We start from the raw sequence: 16,109 nt of genomic DNA on the forward strand, positions 1-16,109 counted from the left end.
GCCTCAGCGCCGGTCCGTCCCCGCGCCGAGCAGCCCGGCCGCGGCCAGGAACTTGCCGACCTGTTCGACCTCCTCGCCGGACAGCGGCACCTGCGGCTCCGCCGTCACCGGGCAGTCGATGACACCGCGCAGATGCAGCGCCGCCTTGAACGCGCCCAGGGCCGAGGAACTGCCGCCCATCCGCGCCGGGGCGCCGGCGCCGACGATCCCGAACAGGGCGCACAGCCGCTCCTGCTCGGCCCGCGCGCCCTCCCAGTCGCCCGCCCGGCACTGCCGGTACAGACGCACGTAGCCGTGCGGGTCGACGTTGGCGAGACCCGGGACGGCCCCGTCGGCGCCCAGCGCCAGCGCGGAGTCGGTCACCAGCTCGGAGCCGGTCAGGACACTGAACCCGGGGTGGCTGCGGGCACCCGTGACGATCTCCCGGAAGGCCGCCAGATCCCCGCTGGAGTCCTTGATCCCGGCCAGTACGCCGTCCCCGGCGAGCCCCAGCACCAGATCGGCGGGGAGTTTGGTGTGCACGGCGACGGGGATGTCGTAGGCGATCACCGGGACCGGGCTGGCGGCGGCGATCCGGCGGTAGTGGTGGACGATCTCCGAGGGATGGGTGCGGGCGTAGAACGGGGCGGTGACGACGACGGCCTGCGCGCCGGCCGCGGCGACCGCCGAGACGTGTTCCAGGACGCGCGGGGTGGTCATGTCGATCGCACCCGCCAGGACGGGCAGCTGACCGCCCACGTGCGCGGTGACCGCCTCCACCACCTGCCTGCGCTGCCCGTCCGTCAGGAAGGCCGCCTCCGAGGTCGAGCCGAGCAGGAACAGCCCGTGCACCCCGGCCTCCAGCAGGAAGTCCACCAGACGCAGCAGCGAGGGAACGTCCACCTCCCGCCCGGGCGTGAGCGGCGTGCAGACGGGCGGGACGACACCGGTGAGGGGCGCGGGGAAGGTCATTCAGGGCTCCTGGCGAGCTAGGTCTCGGGTCGACGTGTCCTCCTCCACAGGATGGTGACAACGGTAGCGGTGTCCGGGCTGCGACGCGGCCGAGAAGTCCGGCATCACCCGGGCGCACACCTCGTCGGCCTTCCAGCAGCGGGTGCGGAACGGGCAGCCGCTCGGCGGCCGGGTCGCCGAGGGCACCGGCCCGCTCAGCGGGATCGGTTCGATCGGGTCCAGCAGGCCGGGCGTGGCCGAGAACAGGGCACGGGTGTACGGGTGCCGGGCGGCGTCGGTGACCCGGCCCGCCGGGGTCTCCTCCACGATCCGGCCGAGGTACATGGTGACCACCCGGTCGCTCATCCGCCGTACCGTCTGGATGTCGTGCGAGACGAACACCAGGGCGAGACCGAGGCGTTCCTTCAGGTCGAGCAGCAGATTGAGGATCTGCGCCCGGACCGAGACGTCCAGGGCGCTGGTCGGCTCGTCGGCGACGACCAGGGCCGGGTCCAGGGCGAGCGCGCGGGCGATGGCGACGCGCTGCCGCTGCCCGCCGGACAGCTGCCCCGGCAGCGCGTCGGCCAGCGCCCGGGGCAGGCCCACCAGGGCCATCAACTCCCGGACCCGGTCCTCCCGTTCGGACCGGGTACCGCGCCGGTGGACGTCCAGCGGGTCCCGCAGGACCCGGCGGACCGTCAGCCGGCGGTTCAGTGCGGTCGACGGGTCCTGGAAGATCATGCCGGTGCCCGCGCCGACCGTGGCCCGGCGCTCCGCGGCCGGCATCGCCCACAGGTCCCGGCCACCGAACGACACCGACCCGGAGACCGGTCGCTCGATGCCCACCAGCACCTTCGCCAGCGTCGACTTCCCGCACCCCGACTCGCCGACCACGCCGACCGTCTCACCGGGCGCGACGCGGAGATCGGCGCCGGTCAGGGCGTACACCCGGTCCCGCCGGAACAGGCCGCCGCTGCGCGCCCTGTGCACGACGTGCGCGTCCCGCACCTCCACGACAGCGGTCACGACAGGGCCTCCTCGCTCTCCGCGGACGTCAGCTCCACCGCCGGGTGGTGGCAGGCGGCCGTGTGCACCGGGGTGCCCGCGAGGACCGGGGCGGTGCGGTGGCACACCTCGGTGGCGAGCGGGCAGCGGTCGGCGAACCGGCAGCCCGCCGGGAAGTCGGCGGGCGCCGGTACGACCCCCTGGATCTGCGTCATCCGCTCCTCGGCCGACTCCAGCGAGAGCACGCTGCCGAGGAGCCCGCGCGTGTAGTGGTGGGCGGGTGCCGCCACCAGGTCCGCGGTCACCCCGGTCTCCACGATCTGCCCGCCGTACATCACCACCACCCGGTCGGTGATGTCGGCGACCAGCGCCAGGTCGTGCGAGACCAGGATCAGCGCGAAGCCCAGCTCCGCCCGCAGCCTGAGCAGCAGCTCCATGACCTGTGCCTGCACGGTGACGTCCAGGGCGGTGGTCGGCTCGTCGGCGACGATCAGCTTCGGCTCGCGGGACAGGGCCATGGCGATGAGCACGCGCTGGCGCTGCCCCCCGGACAACTCGTGCGGATAACTGCGCAGGGTGCGCTCGGGATCCAGGCCGACCAGCGACAGCAGCTCCCGTGGGCCGCGGCGGCCACCGCGCCGGACGAGCTGCTTCAGCTGGGCCCGGATGGTCATGGCCGGGTTCAGCGAGGACAGGGCGTCCTGGTAGACCATGGCCATCTCGTGGCCGAGCAGCCGCCGCCGTGCCCGCATCGGCTCGGCGAGCAGATTCCGCTGCCGGAACCGCACCTGGCCGCTGATCCGGGCGCCCTTCGGCTGCAGGCCCATGACCGTGAGCGCGGTCAGCGACTTCCCGCACCCCGACTCGCCCACCAGGCCGAGCACCTCACCGGGGTGCACCTCGAAGCTGACCCCCGCCACGATGTCCACGCCCCGGTGCCGGTCCGGGAAGCCGATGGCCAGGTTCTCCACGGCCAGCACCGGCTGCCCGCTCCGGTCGGGCAGCGGCCGGGCCCGGGAGCGCAGCCGCCGGGCGGCCTCGGTGAGCTCGGGCAGCGGGAGCACCTCGCCGCTGCCGGGCCCGGGCGTCTCCAGCCGGTCCTGCGGCGCCCGCACCTCCCGCGGGGCGGGCGCGGCCCACGCGTCCGACACGCCCTCGGACAGGACGTTCAGCGACAGCACGGTGAGCAGGATCAGCAGCCCGGGGAAGACGGTCGCCCACCAGCCGCCCGTCAGCACCATGTTCTTGCCGTCGGCGATGACACTGCCCCAGGACGGGTCCGGGGGCCGCACGCCCGCGCCGATGAAGGACAGCGACGCCTCGAAGACGATGGCCTCGGCGACCTGGACCGTGCAGAACACCAGCACCGGGGCGGCACAGTTGACGGCCACGTGCCGCAGCACGATGTGCGGGGTGCGGGCGCCGATCACCCGCTCGGCGGTGACGTAGTCCTCCCCGTACTGGTCCAGCACGTTGGCCCGCACCACCCGCGCCACCGGCGGTGTGAACAGGAAGGCGATCGCGCAGATCAGCACGGTGATCCCACCGCCGAACACGGCGACCAGCACGGCCGCCAGCGCGATCCCCGGGAACGCCATCACGACGTCCAGGCAGCGCATCAGCGTCTCGTCCACCGCCTTGCGGGAGGTGGCGGCCAGCGCCCCGAGCAGGGCACCGGCGACGAGCGCGAGCGCCGTCGCGCCCAGACCGATCGCCAGCGACCAGCGGGCGCCGTACATCAGCCGGCTCAGGATGTCCCGGCCCAGGCTGTCCTGCCCCATCCAGTGCGCGGCGGACGGCGCCCCGGACCCGCCGGCCGGGTCCTGCTGGTCGAGCGGGTCGTCCGGCGCCAGCACCGGCGCGAGGACGGCGACCAGGACGACCAGGGCCAGGAAGCAGACGGCGACCTTCGACGGCAGCGGCAGCCGGCGCGGGCCGCGCAGCCGGACGCCGGGCCGGGACAGCCGCTCCGTGAGGCTCGCGCGCGTGACCATCAGCCCGCCCTCAGTCGTGGGTTGACCAGCAGATACAGGATGTCGATGACGAGGTTGACGACGACGAACCCGGTGGCCGTGGTGAGGACGACCCCCTGGACGACGGCCGGGTCGCCGTTCTGCACGGCGTCGATCATCAGCTTGCCCATGCCGGGCAGCGAGAAGATCGTCTCGATCACGACGGCGCCGCCGAGCAGATAGCCGACCCGCAGACCGAGCACGGTCAGCGGATTGACCAGGGCGTTGCGCAGCACGTTCCGTCCGACCACGACCCGGGGCGGCAGTCCGCTCCCGATGGCCGTACGGACGTAGTCCTTGTCCAGCTCCTCCACCACGGAGGTCCTGACGATCCGGGTCAGCTGGGCGGCGACCGGCAGGGACAGGGCGAAGGCGGGCAGGGCCATCGTCCTCAGCCAGCCGGTGACGGAGTCGGCGGGGTTGACGTAGCCGCCGGTCGGGAACCAGCCCCGGTCCACGGCCAGGTACTGGATCATCAGCAGCGCCAGCCAGAACCCCGGCGCGGCCACCCCGACCAGCGAGACGACCCGGATGACCTGGTCCGGCAGCCGGTCCCGGTACACCGCCGCCGTCACCCCGCCGGCCAGCGCCAGCACGACCGCGACGGCGAGGCCGAGGAAGGTCAGCTGGAGGGTGAGCGGCAGGGCGGTGGTGACCTGGTCGACCACCGGGGCGCGGGTCAGGGCGCTGGTGCCGAGGTCGCCGTGGACCAGATCGCCGACGAAGTGGACGTAGCGCACGGGCAGCGGGTCCAGCAGCCCGTTGCGCTCCCGGAAGTCGTGCAGCTGCCGCGGGGTCGGATTGGCGCCCTGGAAGAACGCGGACGCCGGGTCGACGTCCGAGAACCGCATCACCAGGAACACGAACAGCACGATGCCGAGGAGCAGCGGCACCAGCAGGGCGACCCGGCGGAGCAGGATCCGTACGACGGTCGTCATCCGGTCAGATCCACTGGGCCTGGAGGAGGTTGACGCCCGGGTACGGCTGCGCCCTTATCCCGCTGAGCTTGCGCGCGTCCCAGGCGGTCATCAGCTCGTTGTGGACGACCGGGTAGAGCACGGCCTGCTCGGCGACGACGTCGACGTAGTCCTGGACCATCGCCTTCTTCTTCGCGGGATCCGGCTCCCGGGTCGCCCGGTCCATGTCCTTGAAGAGCTGTTTGGCGACCGGGTCGTCGGCCCACCGCGTGTACTGCATCCACAGGTTCCCGGGCCCGTAGTTGTAGTGCATGATCAGGTCGGCGTCGAGCCCGAACTGGTTGGGGTTGGAGGCCGCCGCCACCACCTGGTAGTCCTGCTTCTGGTCCATCTTGGTGAACACGGCCGTGGTCTCCTGCGGCGCCAGGGTGGTCCGCACGCCGATCGCGTCCCAGGAGGACTTGATGGTCGGCAGGCAGTCCACGATCCAGCTGACGTTGACCGCCAGGATGTCGACCTTCAGGTTCGTCACCCCGGCGGCCTTGAGCAGCGCCTTGGCCCGGTCGGGGTCGTAGTCGTAGACGGTCCTGGCCCGCCGGTAGCTGGGATTGCCCTCGTTGAGGAACGAGGACGCGGGCTTCCCGTGGCCCTTCAGCGCGACCTGCACCATCTTCTCGGTGTCGATGGCGTAGTGCAGGGCCTGCCGCACCCGGACGTCGTCGAAGGGCTTGTGCCGGGTGTTGAACATCAGGAAGAGGTTGTTCATCCCGGCGCCGCCGGCCACCTTCAGCCCGCCCTGCTCCAGGCGCGCGATGTTGGCGTAGGGGATGTTGTCGGCGATCTGCGCGCCGGCACCGGTGCCGGAGATCTTCGCCACGCGCGGGGCCGCGTCCACTATGGTCAGCCAGTTCATCCTGCGGAAGGCGGGCTTGCGGGGGCCGTTGTAGCCGGCGAACGCCTCGAAGGTGGTGTTCGACTTCGGGTGGTGCGCGGTCTGCCGGTACGGCCCCGAGCCCACGGCCAGCCCCTTGATCGCGTCGTCCCAGGCGCCGGGCCTGGAGTAGACGTGCTTCGGCATGACCTTGGCCAGCGTGAGCCGGGAGAGCCCGTCCGGGAAGGGGAACTTCAGGGCCAGTTCGACGGTACGCGCGTCGACCCTCCGCACCGAGTCCAGCCAGGGGGCGAAGAAACCCTTGGCGAGGGTCTGGGTCTTCGGGTCCAGGATCCGGTCGAAGACGAACACGACGTCGTCGGCGGTCACCGGCTTGCCGTCGTGGAAGGTGGCACCGGGGCGCAGGGCGAACCGCCAGCGGGTGGCGCCCGGATCCTTCGGCACCTCGGTGGCCAGTGCCGGATACGGCGCCCGGGTGATCGGGTCGGTGTCCAGCAGCCCCTCGTAGATGTGGTTGTTGGCGGCCATCGCGAACGCCGACGCCGTCTGGGTCGGGTCCCAGCTGCCGTCGTTGCCGTAGCCGATCACGGCGGTCAGTGTCCGGTTCCTGCCGGTGCCGCCGCCGGTCTCGTTGGTCGACTCCGGTCCGGTGGAACAGCCCGCCAGCAGCGCGCCCGCCCCCAGCGCTCCGGCGCCCTTCAGCAACGACCGGCGGCGCGGTGCCGGTACGTCGGGGTTCACGTCGTCGCGCACGGGTCCTCCAGCAGGTGGGTGGGGGAGGGGTGGGGTGATACGACGTCCTACGTCCTACGTCCGGTCGGTAGCGCGACCATAAGAGGGCCTGTGGGGGCGGTCAAGACAGCGCACACGAATGGCCTAGCCGCCAGAGGTCGCACCACTGGGGGTGCCGCCCGGGCGGCCGGCCCCAGCTCCCGGCGCCTCTTCAACTCCGCGCTGAAGAACTCCGGACCGCCTGCCGTGAACCGCTGGCCATAGCCAACCCCCTTGACCTGCCATGCACTTGTAGGGCGCAGACGCCTGTCGAGTGTAGACGCGGAGCGTCACCCTGGATGTACGAAGCGTGAAATCCGGAAAGGAAGGGGAGCACGGTGAAGGCGCGACGTACCACCCACGCGGCGCTGTGTGTCGAAGAAGCGGAGGAAGCGTTGAAAGAATTGCGGTCGGCTCTCGAAAAGGCCGGAGTTGTTCTCCCGTCATTGGGGCTCGACCCGCTGAGTCTCGCGCGGGAGGCGCCCTGTCCGCTCGTTGAGCTGGGGCGCTGTTCCCCGGAGACCGCACGCCGGCTCGCGGCGGCGCTGGCGGCGGTGGCGCGGTGAGGCCCGCCGTCGGCAGCCATGTGATGGACACCGGCACCGGAAGGGTCGGCATCGTCATGGGGCACGAGGGACCGTACGTACAGCTGAGACCGTACGGCGGCGGGCGGGAGTGGGACGCCGAGCCGGACGCGCTGCGCAGCGCGACCCCCGCCGAACGGCTGAGCGCGGCGACCGCTTACGCCAACGCCCGCAGCCGCGGCGAGGCGCTCTAGCCGTCCGGACCGCTTCCGGCATGGGCGAGAATGGTGGGCATGAGTCTGTTCCGCGACGACGGCATCGTGCTGCGCACCCAGAAGCTGGGTGAGGCGGACCGGATCATCACGCTGCTCACGCGTGGTCACGGGCGGGTGCGGGCAGTGGCGCGCGGGGTGCGGCGCACCAAGTCGAAGTTCGGGGCCCGGCTGGAGCCGTTCTCCCATGTCGACGTGCAGTTCTTCGCGCGGGGCAGCGAGCTGGTCGGGCGCGGTCTGCCCCTGTGCACACAGAGCGAGACGATCGCTCCCTACGGTGGCGGGATCGTCACCGACTACGCCCGGTACACCGCCGGGACGGTCATGCTGGAGACGGCCGAGCGGTTCACGGACCACGAGGGCGAGCCGGCCGTCCAGCAGTACCTGCTGCTGGTCGGGGGCCTGCGGACGCTCGCCCGGGGCGAGCACGCCCCGCACCTCGTCCTCGACGCCTTCCTGCTGCGCTCCCTGGCCGTCAACGGGTACGCGCCCACCTTCACCGACTGCGCGAAGTGCGGGATGCCCGGCCCGAACCGGTTCTTCTCGGTCGCCTCCGGCGGCTCCGTCTGCGTCGACTGCCGGGTGCCCGGCAGCGTCGTACCGTCCCCGCAGACCCTGGTGCTGCTCGGGGCGCTGCTTACGGGAGACTGGGAGACGGCCGACGCGTGCGAGGCGCGGTACGTCCGCGAGGGCAGCGGGCTGGTGTCCGCCTATCTGCACTGGCATCTGGAGCGCGGGCTGCGCTCCCTCAGGTACGTAGAGAAGTAGTTCACGGTCGAGGAGACGAGAAGGACATGGTCGTACGCGGGATCCTGGGGCGCCAGCGGCGCGAGTACACGGCGCCCGAGCCGCATCCGTCCGGTGCCCGCGCGCCCAAGCTCCCGGGTGAGCTGGTGCCGAACCACGTCGCGATCGTCATGGACGGCAACGGGCGGTGGGCGAAGGACCGCGGTCTGCCGCGCACGGAGGGGCACAAGGTCGGTGCCGAGCGGGTGCTGGACGTGCTCCAGGGCTCGATCGAGGTCGGTGTGCGCAACATCTCCCTGTACGCCTTCTCCACCGAGAACTGGAAGCGTTCCCCCGACGAGGTCCGCTTCCTGATGAACTTCAACCGCGACTTCATCCGCAAGACCCGTGACCAGCTCGACGCGCTCGGCATCCGGGTGCGCTGGGTGGGCCGCATGCCCAGGCTGTGGAAGTCGGTGGCCAAGGAGCTTCAGGTCGCCCAGGAGCAGACCAAGGACAACGACCTGCTCACCCTGTACTTCTGCATGAACTACGGCGGCCGGGCCGAGCTGGCCGACGCGGCGAAGGCCCTCGCCGAGGACGTGAAGGCCGGTCGCCTCGACCCGTCGAAGGTCAGCGAGAAGACCATCCAGAAGTACCTGTACTACCCGGACATGCCGGACGTCGACCTGTTCCTGCGCCCGAGCGGCGAGCAGCGCACCTCCAACTACCTGCTCTGGCAGAGCGCGTACGCCGAGATGGTCTTCCAGGACGTGCTGTGGCCCGACTTCGACCGCCGTGACCTGTGGCGGGCCTGCATGGAGTTCGCCTCCCGGGACCGGCGCTTCGGCGGGGCCGTGCCGAACGAGGAACTGCTCGCCATGGAGGCCGGCATCAAGGGTGACTCCACCTCGTAGCCGCCCGGCATCCACGCGGACCGCCGAGGACGCGGGACTCATGAGGCCCCTGTCCTGCCCTCGGCGCCCTGCTGCTCGCGGCTCTGCCCGCGCCCGCCGCGTCCTGTACGCCGTGCTGCTGTACTTCTGGCCGCGCTAGTCGGACCCTCTCCGCGAGACGTGCCTCAGTCGGTCGGCACCGCGCAGTCGGCGCACGTGCCGAAGATCTCCACCGTGTGGGCCACGTTGACGTAGCCGTGTTCGGCGGCGATGGCCTCCGCCCACTTCTCCACCGCGGGGCCCTCCACCTCCACCGCCTTGCCGCAGGTGCGGCAGACCAGGTGGTGGTGGTGTTCGCCGGTCGAGCAGCGGCGGTAGACCGACTCGCCGTCGGACGTGCGCAGGACGTCGACCTCGCCGGCCTCGGCGAGGGACTGGAGGGTGCGGTAGACCGTGGTCAGACCGACCGAGTCGCCCTTGTGCTTGAGCATGTCGTGCAAGTCCTGCGCGCTGCGGAACTCGTCGACCTCGTCCAGGGCCGCCGCCACGGCTGCACGCTGGCGGGTCGCGCGGCCCTTCACGGGCGGTCCAGCGGTCGTCACCGTTGCCTCCTCACGTCTGGCGTCTGCCGGGGCCATTGTGCCAGCCCGGGCCACCCGCGGTCAGACGCCGACCTCTTCCCCGGTCCCCCGCGCGGCCGGAATGGTGCACTCCGCCGGGTCTCCGGCGCTCTGTGCCTCGGCCGCCGCACGGGCGCGCCGCCGGGCCAGCGGGGTGGCCAGTGCGGTCAGTGCGACGAACGCGGCGATGGTCAGCAGGACGATCGTGGCGCCGGGCGGGACGTCCTGGTAGTACGAGGTGATCGTGCCGCTCACGGTCACGGCCACGCCGATCGCCACGGCGATCACGAAGGTGACCAGAAAGCTGCGGGTGAGCTGCTGCGCCGCCGCCACGGGCACGACCATCAGCGCGGACACCAGCAGCAGGCCCACGACCCGCATGGCGACCGTCACGGTCACGGCCGCGGTGACCGCCGTCAGCAGGTTCAGGGCGCGCACCGGCAGCCCGGTGACCCGCGCGAACTCCTCGTCCTGGCTGACCGCGAACAGCTGGCGGCGCAGGCCCAGCGTGACCAGCAGCACGAAGGCCGCCAGGACGCAGATGGCCGTCACGTCGGACGCGGACACCGTCGACAGCGAGCCGAACAGGTACGAGGTCAGGTTGGCGTTGGAGCCGCCCGGCGCGAGGTTGATCAGCATCACGCCGCCAGCCATACCGCCGTAGAACAGCATGGCGAGGGCGATGTCGCCGCGTGTCCTGCCGTACCAGCGGATCAGCTCCATCAGGACCGCGCCGAGGACGGAGACGGCCGTCGCCATCCACACGGGGGAGGTGGACAGCAGGAAGCCGAGGCCGACGCCGGTCATGGCCACGTGCCCGATGCCGTCGCCCATCAGGGCCTGGCGGCGCTGGACCAGGTAGATGCCGACCGCGGGCGCGGTGATGCCGACCAGGACGGCCGCGAGGAGCGCCCGCTGCATGAATGCGTAGTTCAGGAAGTCCATCAGCTCAGCAGTCCCGTGCGGATCGGTTCGACGCCCGCGGGGGCGTGCGGGTGTACGTGGTCGTGGCCGGGCAGCGCGTGCTGGCCGACCGCCCGCGGGGGCGGGCCGTCGTGCAGGACGCAGCCGTCGCGCAGGACGACCGCCCGGTCGATCAGCGGCTCCAGCGGGCCCAGTTCGTGCAGCACCAGCAGCACCGTCGTACCGGCCTCGACCTGCTGCCGCAGTGTCCGGGCCAGCACCTCCTGGCTGGCCAGGTCGACGCCGGCCATCGGCTCGTCCATGATCAGCAGTTCGGGCTCGGCGACCAGCGCGCGGGCGATCAGCACCCGCTGGTGCTGGCCGCCGGAGAGGGCGGTCACCGAGTCCTTGGCGCGATCGGCCATGCCGACCAGCTCCAGGGCACGGCGGACGGCTTCCCGGTCGGCCTTGCGGAAGAGCCCGAAGCGGGTGCGGGAGAGGCGGCCGGAGGAGACGATCTCGGTGACCGTCGCCGGGACGCCGCCCGCGGCGGTCGTCCGCTGCGGTACGTAGCCCACGCGCGCCCAGTCCCGGAAGGACCGCCGCGGGGTGCCGAACAGCTCGACCGTGCCGCCGGCGGCCGGTACCTGCCCGATGATCGTGCGGATCGCCGTGGACTTGCCGGAGCCGTTCGCGCCCAGCAGCGCGACGACCTCGCCGCGGCCGACGGTCAGGTCGATGCCGCGCAGTACGGGCCGCGCGCCGAGTTCCGCGGTGACCCCGCGCAGGGCTATGACGGGCTCACTGGTCATCTTCTCTCCCGTGCCGCTCATTTGGCGCCCAGGGCCTGGCGCAGGGCCTTGAGGTTGGCCTCCTGGACGGCGAAGTAGTCCTTGCCGCGGGACTTGTCGGTGATGCCCTCGATCGGGTCGAGGACGTCGGTCTTCAGGCCCGCGTCGCCCGCGATGGTCCGGGCGGTCTTGTCGCTCACCAGCGTCTCGTAGAAGACGGTGCTGACGCCGTCGGCCTTGGCCATCTTCTCCAGCTGCCGCACCCGGGCCGCGCTCGGCTCCGACTCGGGGTCGAGGCCGTTGATGGCCTCCTCGGTGAGGCCGTAGCGCTCGGCGAGGTAGCCGAAGGCGGCGTGCGTGGTGATGAAGACCTTGCTCCTGGTGTGCGCGAGTTCCTGCTTGAACCGGAAGTTCAGGGCGTCCAGTTCGCCGACGAGCCGCACGGTGTTCTTGCGGTAGTCGGCGGCGTGCCCGGGGTCGGCCTTCTCGAAGGCCGCGCCGACGCCCTGGGCGACCTGGGCGTAGCGCTGCGGGTCGAGCCAGATGTGCGGGTCCCTGGCCGCCCCCTCCTCGCCCTGGTGGGTGTCGTGCTCGGCCGCGTGGCCGCCCACCTCGTTGCCGTGGTTCTCCAGCGTGGTCAGGGAGGCGGCGTCGATCTTCGTCTTGACCGGGGACTGGGCCACCGCCTCGTCGACGGAGGGCTGGAGGTCCTTCAGGTACAGGACCGCGTCGGACTCCTCCAGCGAGGCGATCTGCCGGGGGCTGATCTCCAGGTCGTGGGGTTCCTGGCCGGGGGAGGTGAGCGTGGTGACGTGGACGTGGTCCCCGCCGATCCGCTCGGCCAGGAAGGTCATCGGGTAGAACGACGCGACGACGTCGAACTTGCCGGTGCCACCCGCCGCCGCGGTGTCCGGGGAGCAGGCGGTGAGCGTGCCGGTCCCGAGCGTGACCGCGGCGAGGGCGGCGGCCGGTATGAGGTGTCGTCGTACGTTCATGACAGTCATTTTCAACAAATATGGAAACCGTTGTCAACAATGCTCACCAGGTGGTCGGAGCGGGGGCCGATTTGGTCGTGGGGGAGCCTGCGCCGGTAACCTGAATCATTCGCTGGAAGCATCTCGCTTCACACGCCCGTCGTCGTAATGAAGAGAGCACCGTGGCCGCCGACAAGATCGACACCATCGTCAGCCTGAGCAAGCGCCGTGGCTTCGTTTTCCCGTGCAGTGAGATCTACGGCGGACAGCGTGCCGCCTGGGACTACGGACCCCTGGGTGTCGAGCTCAAGGAGAACATCAAGCGCCAGTGGTGGCGCTACATGGTGACGTCGCGCGAGGACGTCGTCGGTATCGACTCGTCCGTCATCCTGGCCCCCGAGGTCTGGGTCGCCTCCGGCCACGTCGCCACCTTCACGGACCCGCTGACCGAGTGCACCTCGTGCCACAAGCGGTTCCGCGCCGACCACCTGGAGGAGGCGTACGAGGAGAAGAAGGGCCACGCCCCGGCGAACGGCCTGGCGGACATCAACTGCCCGAACTGCGGCAACAAGGGCCAGTTCACCGAGCCCAAGCAGTTCTCCGGCCTGCTGTCGACGCACCTCGGCCCGACCCAGGACTCCGGCTCCGTCGCCTACCTGCGCCCCGAGACCGCCCAGGGCATCTTCACCAACTTCGCCCAGGTGCAGACCACCTCGCGCCGCAAGCCCCCGTTCGGCATCGCCCAGATGGGCAAGTCCTTCCGCAACGAGATCACGCCGGGCAACTTCATCTTCCGCACCCGCGAGTTCGAGCAGATGGAGATGGAGTTCTTCGTCAAGCCCGGCGAGGACGAGCAGTGGCAGGAATACTGGATGGAGCAGCGCTGGAACTGGTACCGGGGCCTGGGCCTGCGTGAGGAGAACATGCGCTGGTACGAGCACCCGAAGGAGAAGCTCTCCCACTACTCCAAGCGCACCGCCGACATCGAGTACCGCTTCCAGTTCGGCGGCAGCGAGTGGGGCGAGCTGGAGGGTGTCGCCAACCGCACCGACTACGACCTCGGCGCCCACGCCAAGGCCTCCGGCCAGGACCTGTCCTTCTTCGACCAGGAGGCCGGCGAGCGCTGGACGCCGTACGTCATCGAGCCCGCGGCCGGTGTCGGCCGCGCGATGCTGGCGTTCCTGCTCGACGCCTACGTCGAGGACGAGGCGCCGAACGCCAAGGGCAAGATGGAGAAGCGGACCGTCCTGCGGCTCGACCACCGGCTGGCCCCGGTGAAGGTCGCGGTGCTCCCGCTCTCCCGCAACGCGGAGCTGTCCCCGAAGGCCAAGGGTCTCGCGCAGGCGCTGCGGCAGAACTGGAACATCGAGTTCGACGACGCCGGTGCCATCGGCCGCCGCTACCGCCGTCAGGACGAGATCGGTACGCCGTTCTGCGTGACCGTCGACTTCGACACGCTCGAGGACAACGCCGTCACCGTGCGCGAGCGTGACTCCATGAAGCAGGAGCGCGTCTCGCTGGACCAGATCGAGGGTTACCTGGCCCAGCGCCTGATCGGCGCCTAGTCACCACGCCGGATGCCGGACGAGCTGATCCGCTCAGCTCGTCCGGCATTCGTGTGTCCGCCCTCGCTCAGCGGCCCTGCAGCGCCTTGACGTTGTCGCCGAAGGTCCAGTTCTTCGATCCGTCCCAGTTGACCGACCAGGTCATCAGGCCCTTGAGCGATGTGCCGTAGTGCTTCCACGCCTGGGAGACCAGGGACGGCGGCAGGTAGCCGCCGCCCGCGCCGGGCTGGGCGGGCAGGCCCGGGACCTGCTTGTCGTACGGCACCCTGACCGTCGTGCCCTGCACCACCAGGCCCTTGTCGAGGCAGTCGGTCTGCGCGGTGAAGCCCTGCACGGTGCCGGCCGAGTAGGAGTCGCCGGAGCAGCCGTACATGCTGCCGTTGTAGTACTGCATGTTCAGCCACCACAGGCGGCCGTTGTCCGCGTACTTCTTGATGACCGGCAGGTACGCGCCCCAGATCGAGCCGTAGGTGATGCTGCCGCCGGTCACGTAGGCCGTCTCGGGGGCCATCGTCAGCCCGAAGTTCGACGGCATCTTCGAGAGGACGCCGTCGATGATGCGGATCAGGTTGGCCTGCGACGCGGAGGGCTGGTTGATGTTCCCGCCGCCCGTCAGGCCCGTCTCGATGTCGATGTCGATGCCGTCGAAGTTGTACTTCTTCAGGATCGGGACGATCGTCGCCACGAAGCGGTCGGCGACGGCGGAGGAGTTCAGGTCGATGCCGGCCGCCGCGCCGCCGATGGAGAGCAGGATCGTCTGGCCGGACGCCTTGGCCGCGCACATCTCGGCGGGCGTGGCCACCTTCACGCCGGTGTCCATGCCGTCCTCCCACAGGGCCGTGCCGTCGGAGCGGATCACCGGGAAGGCCGCGTTGATCACGTTGTAGCCGTGGGCGGGGATGCGGGAGTCGGTGACCGGGGTCCAGCCGAAGGGCGGGTGGACGCCGTTGGCGGAGCCGTCCCAGTTCTCCCAGTAGCCCTGGAGCACCTTGCCGGCGGGTCGTGACTTCACCGCGCAGGTGTCGGCGGCGGAGGCGGTGGGCGCGGCGGCGATCGCGAGCGGGGCGAGGACGGCGGTGGTGAGGGCGGCGGTGAGCAGGCGCAGGGTGCGGCGGAGCATCGGGCCTCCCGGCGGGGATCGGCGAGGTGTCGTAGACATGACAGTCCTATGGTCCAGACCTCTCGTCAATAGGTCTGGACCACGCCAGAGACAGGGTCGACAAAAATGGAATGACAGATATTGAAATCTGTCAGCCGTCATGCCACTCTGGTGGCATGACGATGCGAACCCGAACCCTCGGAACCACCGGCCCCCAGGTCTCCGCCCTCGGCCTCGGCTGCATGGGCATGTCCGCGCTGTACGGCGACGCCGACCGCGCGGAGTCCGTCGCGACGATCCACGCCGCCCTGGAGGCGGGCGTGACGCTGCTGGACACCGGCGACTTCTACGCCATGGGCCACAACGAGATGCTCATCGGCGAGGCCCTGCGCACCGCGCCCCCCGCCTTGCGCGAACAGGCCCTGACCAGCGTCAAGTTCGGCGCCCTGCGCGACCCGGACGGCAACTGGAACGGCTACGACGGCCGGCCCGCCGCTGTGAAGAACTTCGCCGCCTACTCCCTGCAGCGCCTCGGCGTCGACCACATCGACGTCTACCGGATCGCGCGCCTCGACCCGGACGTGCCGATCGAGGAGACCGTCGGCGCGATCTCCGAACTGATCGAGAAGGGACACGTGCGGCACGTCGGCCTGAGCGAGGTCGGCGCCGAGACCATCCGGCGGGCCGCCGCCACCGCGCCGGTCGCCGACCTCCAGATCGAGTACTCGCTGATCTCCCGGGGCATCGAGCGGGAGATCCTGCCGGCCACCCGCGAACTGGGCATCGGCATCACCGCGTACGGCGTGCTCTCCCGCGGGCTGATCTCCGGCCACTTCACCGGCGACCGGCAGCTGTCCCCGACCGACTTCCGCGCCCACTCGCCCCGCTTCCAGGGCGAGAACCTCCGGCACAACCTGAGCCTGGTCGAGGCGCTGCGCAAGATCGCCGAGCAGAAGGGCGTCACGGTCGCCCAGACCGCCATCGCCTGGGTGCTCTCCCGCGGCGAGGACATCGTGCCGCTGGTCGGCGCCCGCACCCGCGAGCGGCTGGGCGAGTCGCTGGGCGCGCTGGACGTCACGCTGGACGAGGCCGACCTGACGGCGATCGAGGAGGCGGTGCCGGCGGGCGCGGCGGCCGGTGACCGCTACCCGGGTGCGCAGATGACGCACCTCGACAGCGAGCGCTGACACGGGTGCCGGGTACGGTCTAGCC

Annotated in this window: 16 protein-coding genes; 6 read left to right on the forward strand and 10 right to left on the reverse strand. The window is 71.0% G+C overall.

The window, feature by feature from the left end; all coding sequences use genetic code 11:
- Positions 1 to 3: 3 nt before the first annotated feature.
- From AB0B40_RS27030 to AB0B40_RS27050, 5 genes are read right to left on the reverse strand one after another with little or no spacing between them, the layout of a single operon-like run.
- Positions 4 to 951 (reverse strand): dihydrodipicolinate synthase family protein, encoded by a 948-nt coding sequence (locus tag AB0B40_RS27030; protein ID WP_345057856.1) that lies wholly within the window; start codon positions 949 to 951, stop codon positions 4 to 6.
- Entirely contained in the window at positions 952 to 1,956 is a 1,005-nt protein-coding gene (locus AB0B40_RS27035) for an ABC transporter ATP-binding protein (RefSeq protein ID WP_345057853.1), read from the reverse strand.
- The gene (locus AB0B40_RS27040; RefSeq protein ID WP_362266022.1) at positions 1,953 to 3,929 is read right to left on the reverse strand and encodes a dipeptide/oligopeptide/nickel ABC transporter permease/ATP-binding protein; all 1,977 of its coding nucleotides are present in this window, start codon (positions 3,927 to 3,929) and stop codon (positions 1,953 to 1,955) included. The genes AB0B40_RS27035 and AB0B40_RS27040 overlap by 4 nt, the downstream gene beginning before the upstream one ends.
- Positions 3,929 to 4,885: an ABC transporter permease gene (locus AB0B40_RS27045; protein ID WP_345057848.1), complete on the reverse strand. Its 957-nt coding sequence runs from the start codon at positions 4,883 to 4,885 to the stop codon at positions 3,929 to 3,931. Before AB0B40_RS27045 ends, AB0B40_RS27040 begins: the two co-directional genes overlap by 1 nt.
- A 4-nt stretch (positions 4,886 to 4,889) precedes the next feature.
- Positions 4,890 to 6,509: an ABC transporter substrate-binding protein gene (locus AB0B40_RS27050; RefSeq protein WP_362266024.1), complete on the reverse strand. Its 1,620-nt coding sequence runs from the start codon at positions 6,507 to 6,509 to the stop codon at positions 4,890 to 4,892.
- 356 nt (positions 6,510 to 6,865) lie between these two features.
- Between AB0B40_RS27050 and AB0B40_RS27055 the strand changes: the two genes are divergently transcribed.
- The 4 genes from AB0B40_RS27055 to AB0B40_RS27070 are packed head-to-tail and all read left to right on the forward strand — an operon-like array spanning position 6,866 to position 8,966.
- On the forward strand, positions 6,866 to 7,093 hold the full coding sequence (locus tag AB0B40_RS27055) for a hypothetical protein (protein ID WP_345057843.1): 228 nt from the start codon (positions 6,866 to 6,868) through the stop codon (positions 7,091 to 7,093).
- Positions 7,090 to 7,305 (forward strand): hypothetical protein, encoded by a 216-nt coding sequence (locus AB0B40_RS27060; protein WP_345057840.1) that lies wholly within the window; start codon positions 7,090 to 7,092, stop codon positions 7,303 to 7,305. Before AB0B40_RS27055 ends, AB0B40_RS27060 begins: the two co-directional genes overlap by 4 nt.
- 39 nt (positions 7,306 to 7,344) lie before the next feature.
- Positions 7,345 to 8,091: a DNA repair protein RecO gene (gene recO / locus AB0B40_RS27065; RefSeq protein ID WP_345057837.1), complete on the forward strand. Its 747-nt coding sequence runs from the start codon at positions 7,345 to 7,347 to the stop codon at positions 8,089 to 8,091.
- Positions 8,092 to 8,117: 26 nt separating this feature from the next.
- Positions 8,118 to 8,966, forward strand: coding sequence for an isoprenyl transferase (locus AB0B40_RS27070; RefSeq protein WP_345057835.1), 849 nt, complete (start codon positions 8,118 to 8,120; stop codon positions 8,964 to 8,966).
- A gap of 164 nt (positions 8,967 to 9,130) precedes the next feature.
- On the opposite strand, the gene AB0B40_RS27075 is transcribed toward AB0B40_RS27070, so the two are convergent.
- From AB0B40_RS27075 to AB0B40_RS27090, 4 genes are read right to left on the reverse strand one after another with little or no spacing between them, the layout of a single operon-like run.
- A complete protein-coding gene (locus tag AB0B40_RS27075) occupies positions 9,131 to 9,547 on the reverse strand; it encodes a transcriptional repressor (protein ID WP_345057833.1) in 417 nt (138 codons plus the stop codon).
- Between the two features lie 60 nt (positions 9,548 to 9,607).
- The gene (locus AB0B40_RS27080; protein WP_345057830.1) at positions 9,608 to 10,510 is read right to left on the reverse strand and encodes a metal ABC transporter permease; all 903 of its coding nucleotides are present in this window, start codon (positions 10,508 to 10,510) and stop codon (positions 9,608 to 9,610) included.
- A complete protein-coding gene (locus AB0B40_RS27085; protein ID WP_345057827.1) occupies positions 10,510 to 11,280 on the reverse strand; it encodes a metal ABC transporter ATP-binding protein in 771 nt (256 codons plus the stop codon). The genes AB0B40_RS27080 and AB0B40_RS27085 overlap by 1 nt, the downstream gene beginning before the upstream one ends.
- A gap of 17 nt (positions 11,281 to 11,297) precedes the next feature.
- Positions 11,298 to 12,254 carry a metal ABC transporter substrate-binding protein gene (locus AB0B40_RS27090; RefSeq protein ID WP_345057824.1) on the reverse strand — a complete coding sequence of 319 codons (957 nt, stop codon included), beginning with the start codon at positions 12,252 to 12,254 and terminating at the stop codon, positions 11,298 to 11,300.
- 161 nt (positions 12,255 to 12,415) lie between these two features.
- On the opposite strand from AB0B40_RS27090, the gene AB0B40_RS27095 reads away from it, so the two are divergent.
- Complete coding sequence (locus tag AB0B40_RS27095; RefSeq protein WP_345057822.1) at positions 12,416 to 13,798, forward strand: glycine--tRNA ligase; 1,383 nt, start codon at positions 12,416 to 12,418, stop codon at positions 13,796 to 13,798.
- A gap of 67 nt (positions 13,799 to 13,865) precedes the next feature.
- Here AB0B40_RS27095 and AB0B40_RS27100 read toward each other — a convergent pair whose 3' ends face one another.
- The gene (locus AB0B40_RS27100) at positions 13,866 to 14,918 is read right to left on the reverse strand and encodes a chitinase (RefSeq protein ID WP_362266029.1); all 1,053 of its coding nucleotides are present in this window, start codon (positions 14,916 to 14,918) and stop codon (positions 13,866 to 13,868) included.
- A gap of 155 nt (positions 14,919 to 15,073) precedes the next feature.
- Between AB0B40_RS27100 and AB0B40_RS27105 the strand changes: the two genes are divergently transcribed.
- Positions 15,074 to 16,084: an aldo/keto reductase gene (locus tag AB0B40_RS27105; protein WP_345057817.1), complete on the forward strand. Its 1,011-nt coding sequence runs from the start codon at positions 15,074 to 15,076 to the stop codon at positions 16,082 to 16,084.
- The last annotated feature ends 25 nt before the right edge of the window (positions 16,085 to 16,109 follow it).

The sequence above is a fragment of the Streptomyces sp. NPDC042638 genome (genome assembly GCF_040647235.1).
Taxonomy (GTDB): Bacteria; Actinomycetota; Actinomycetes; order Streptomycetales; family Streptomycetaceae; genus Streptomyces; species Streptomyces rameus.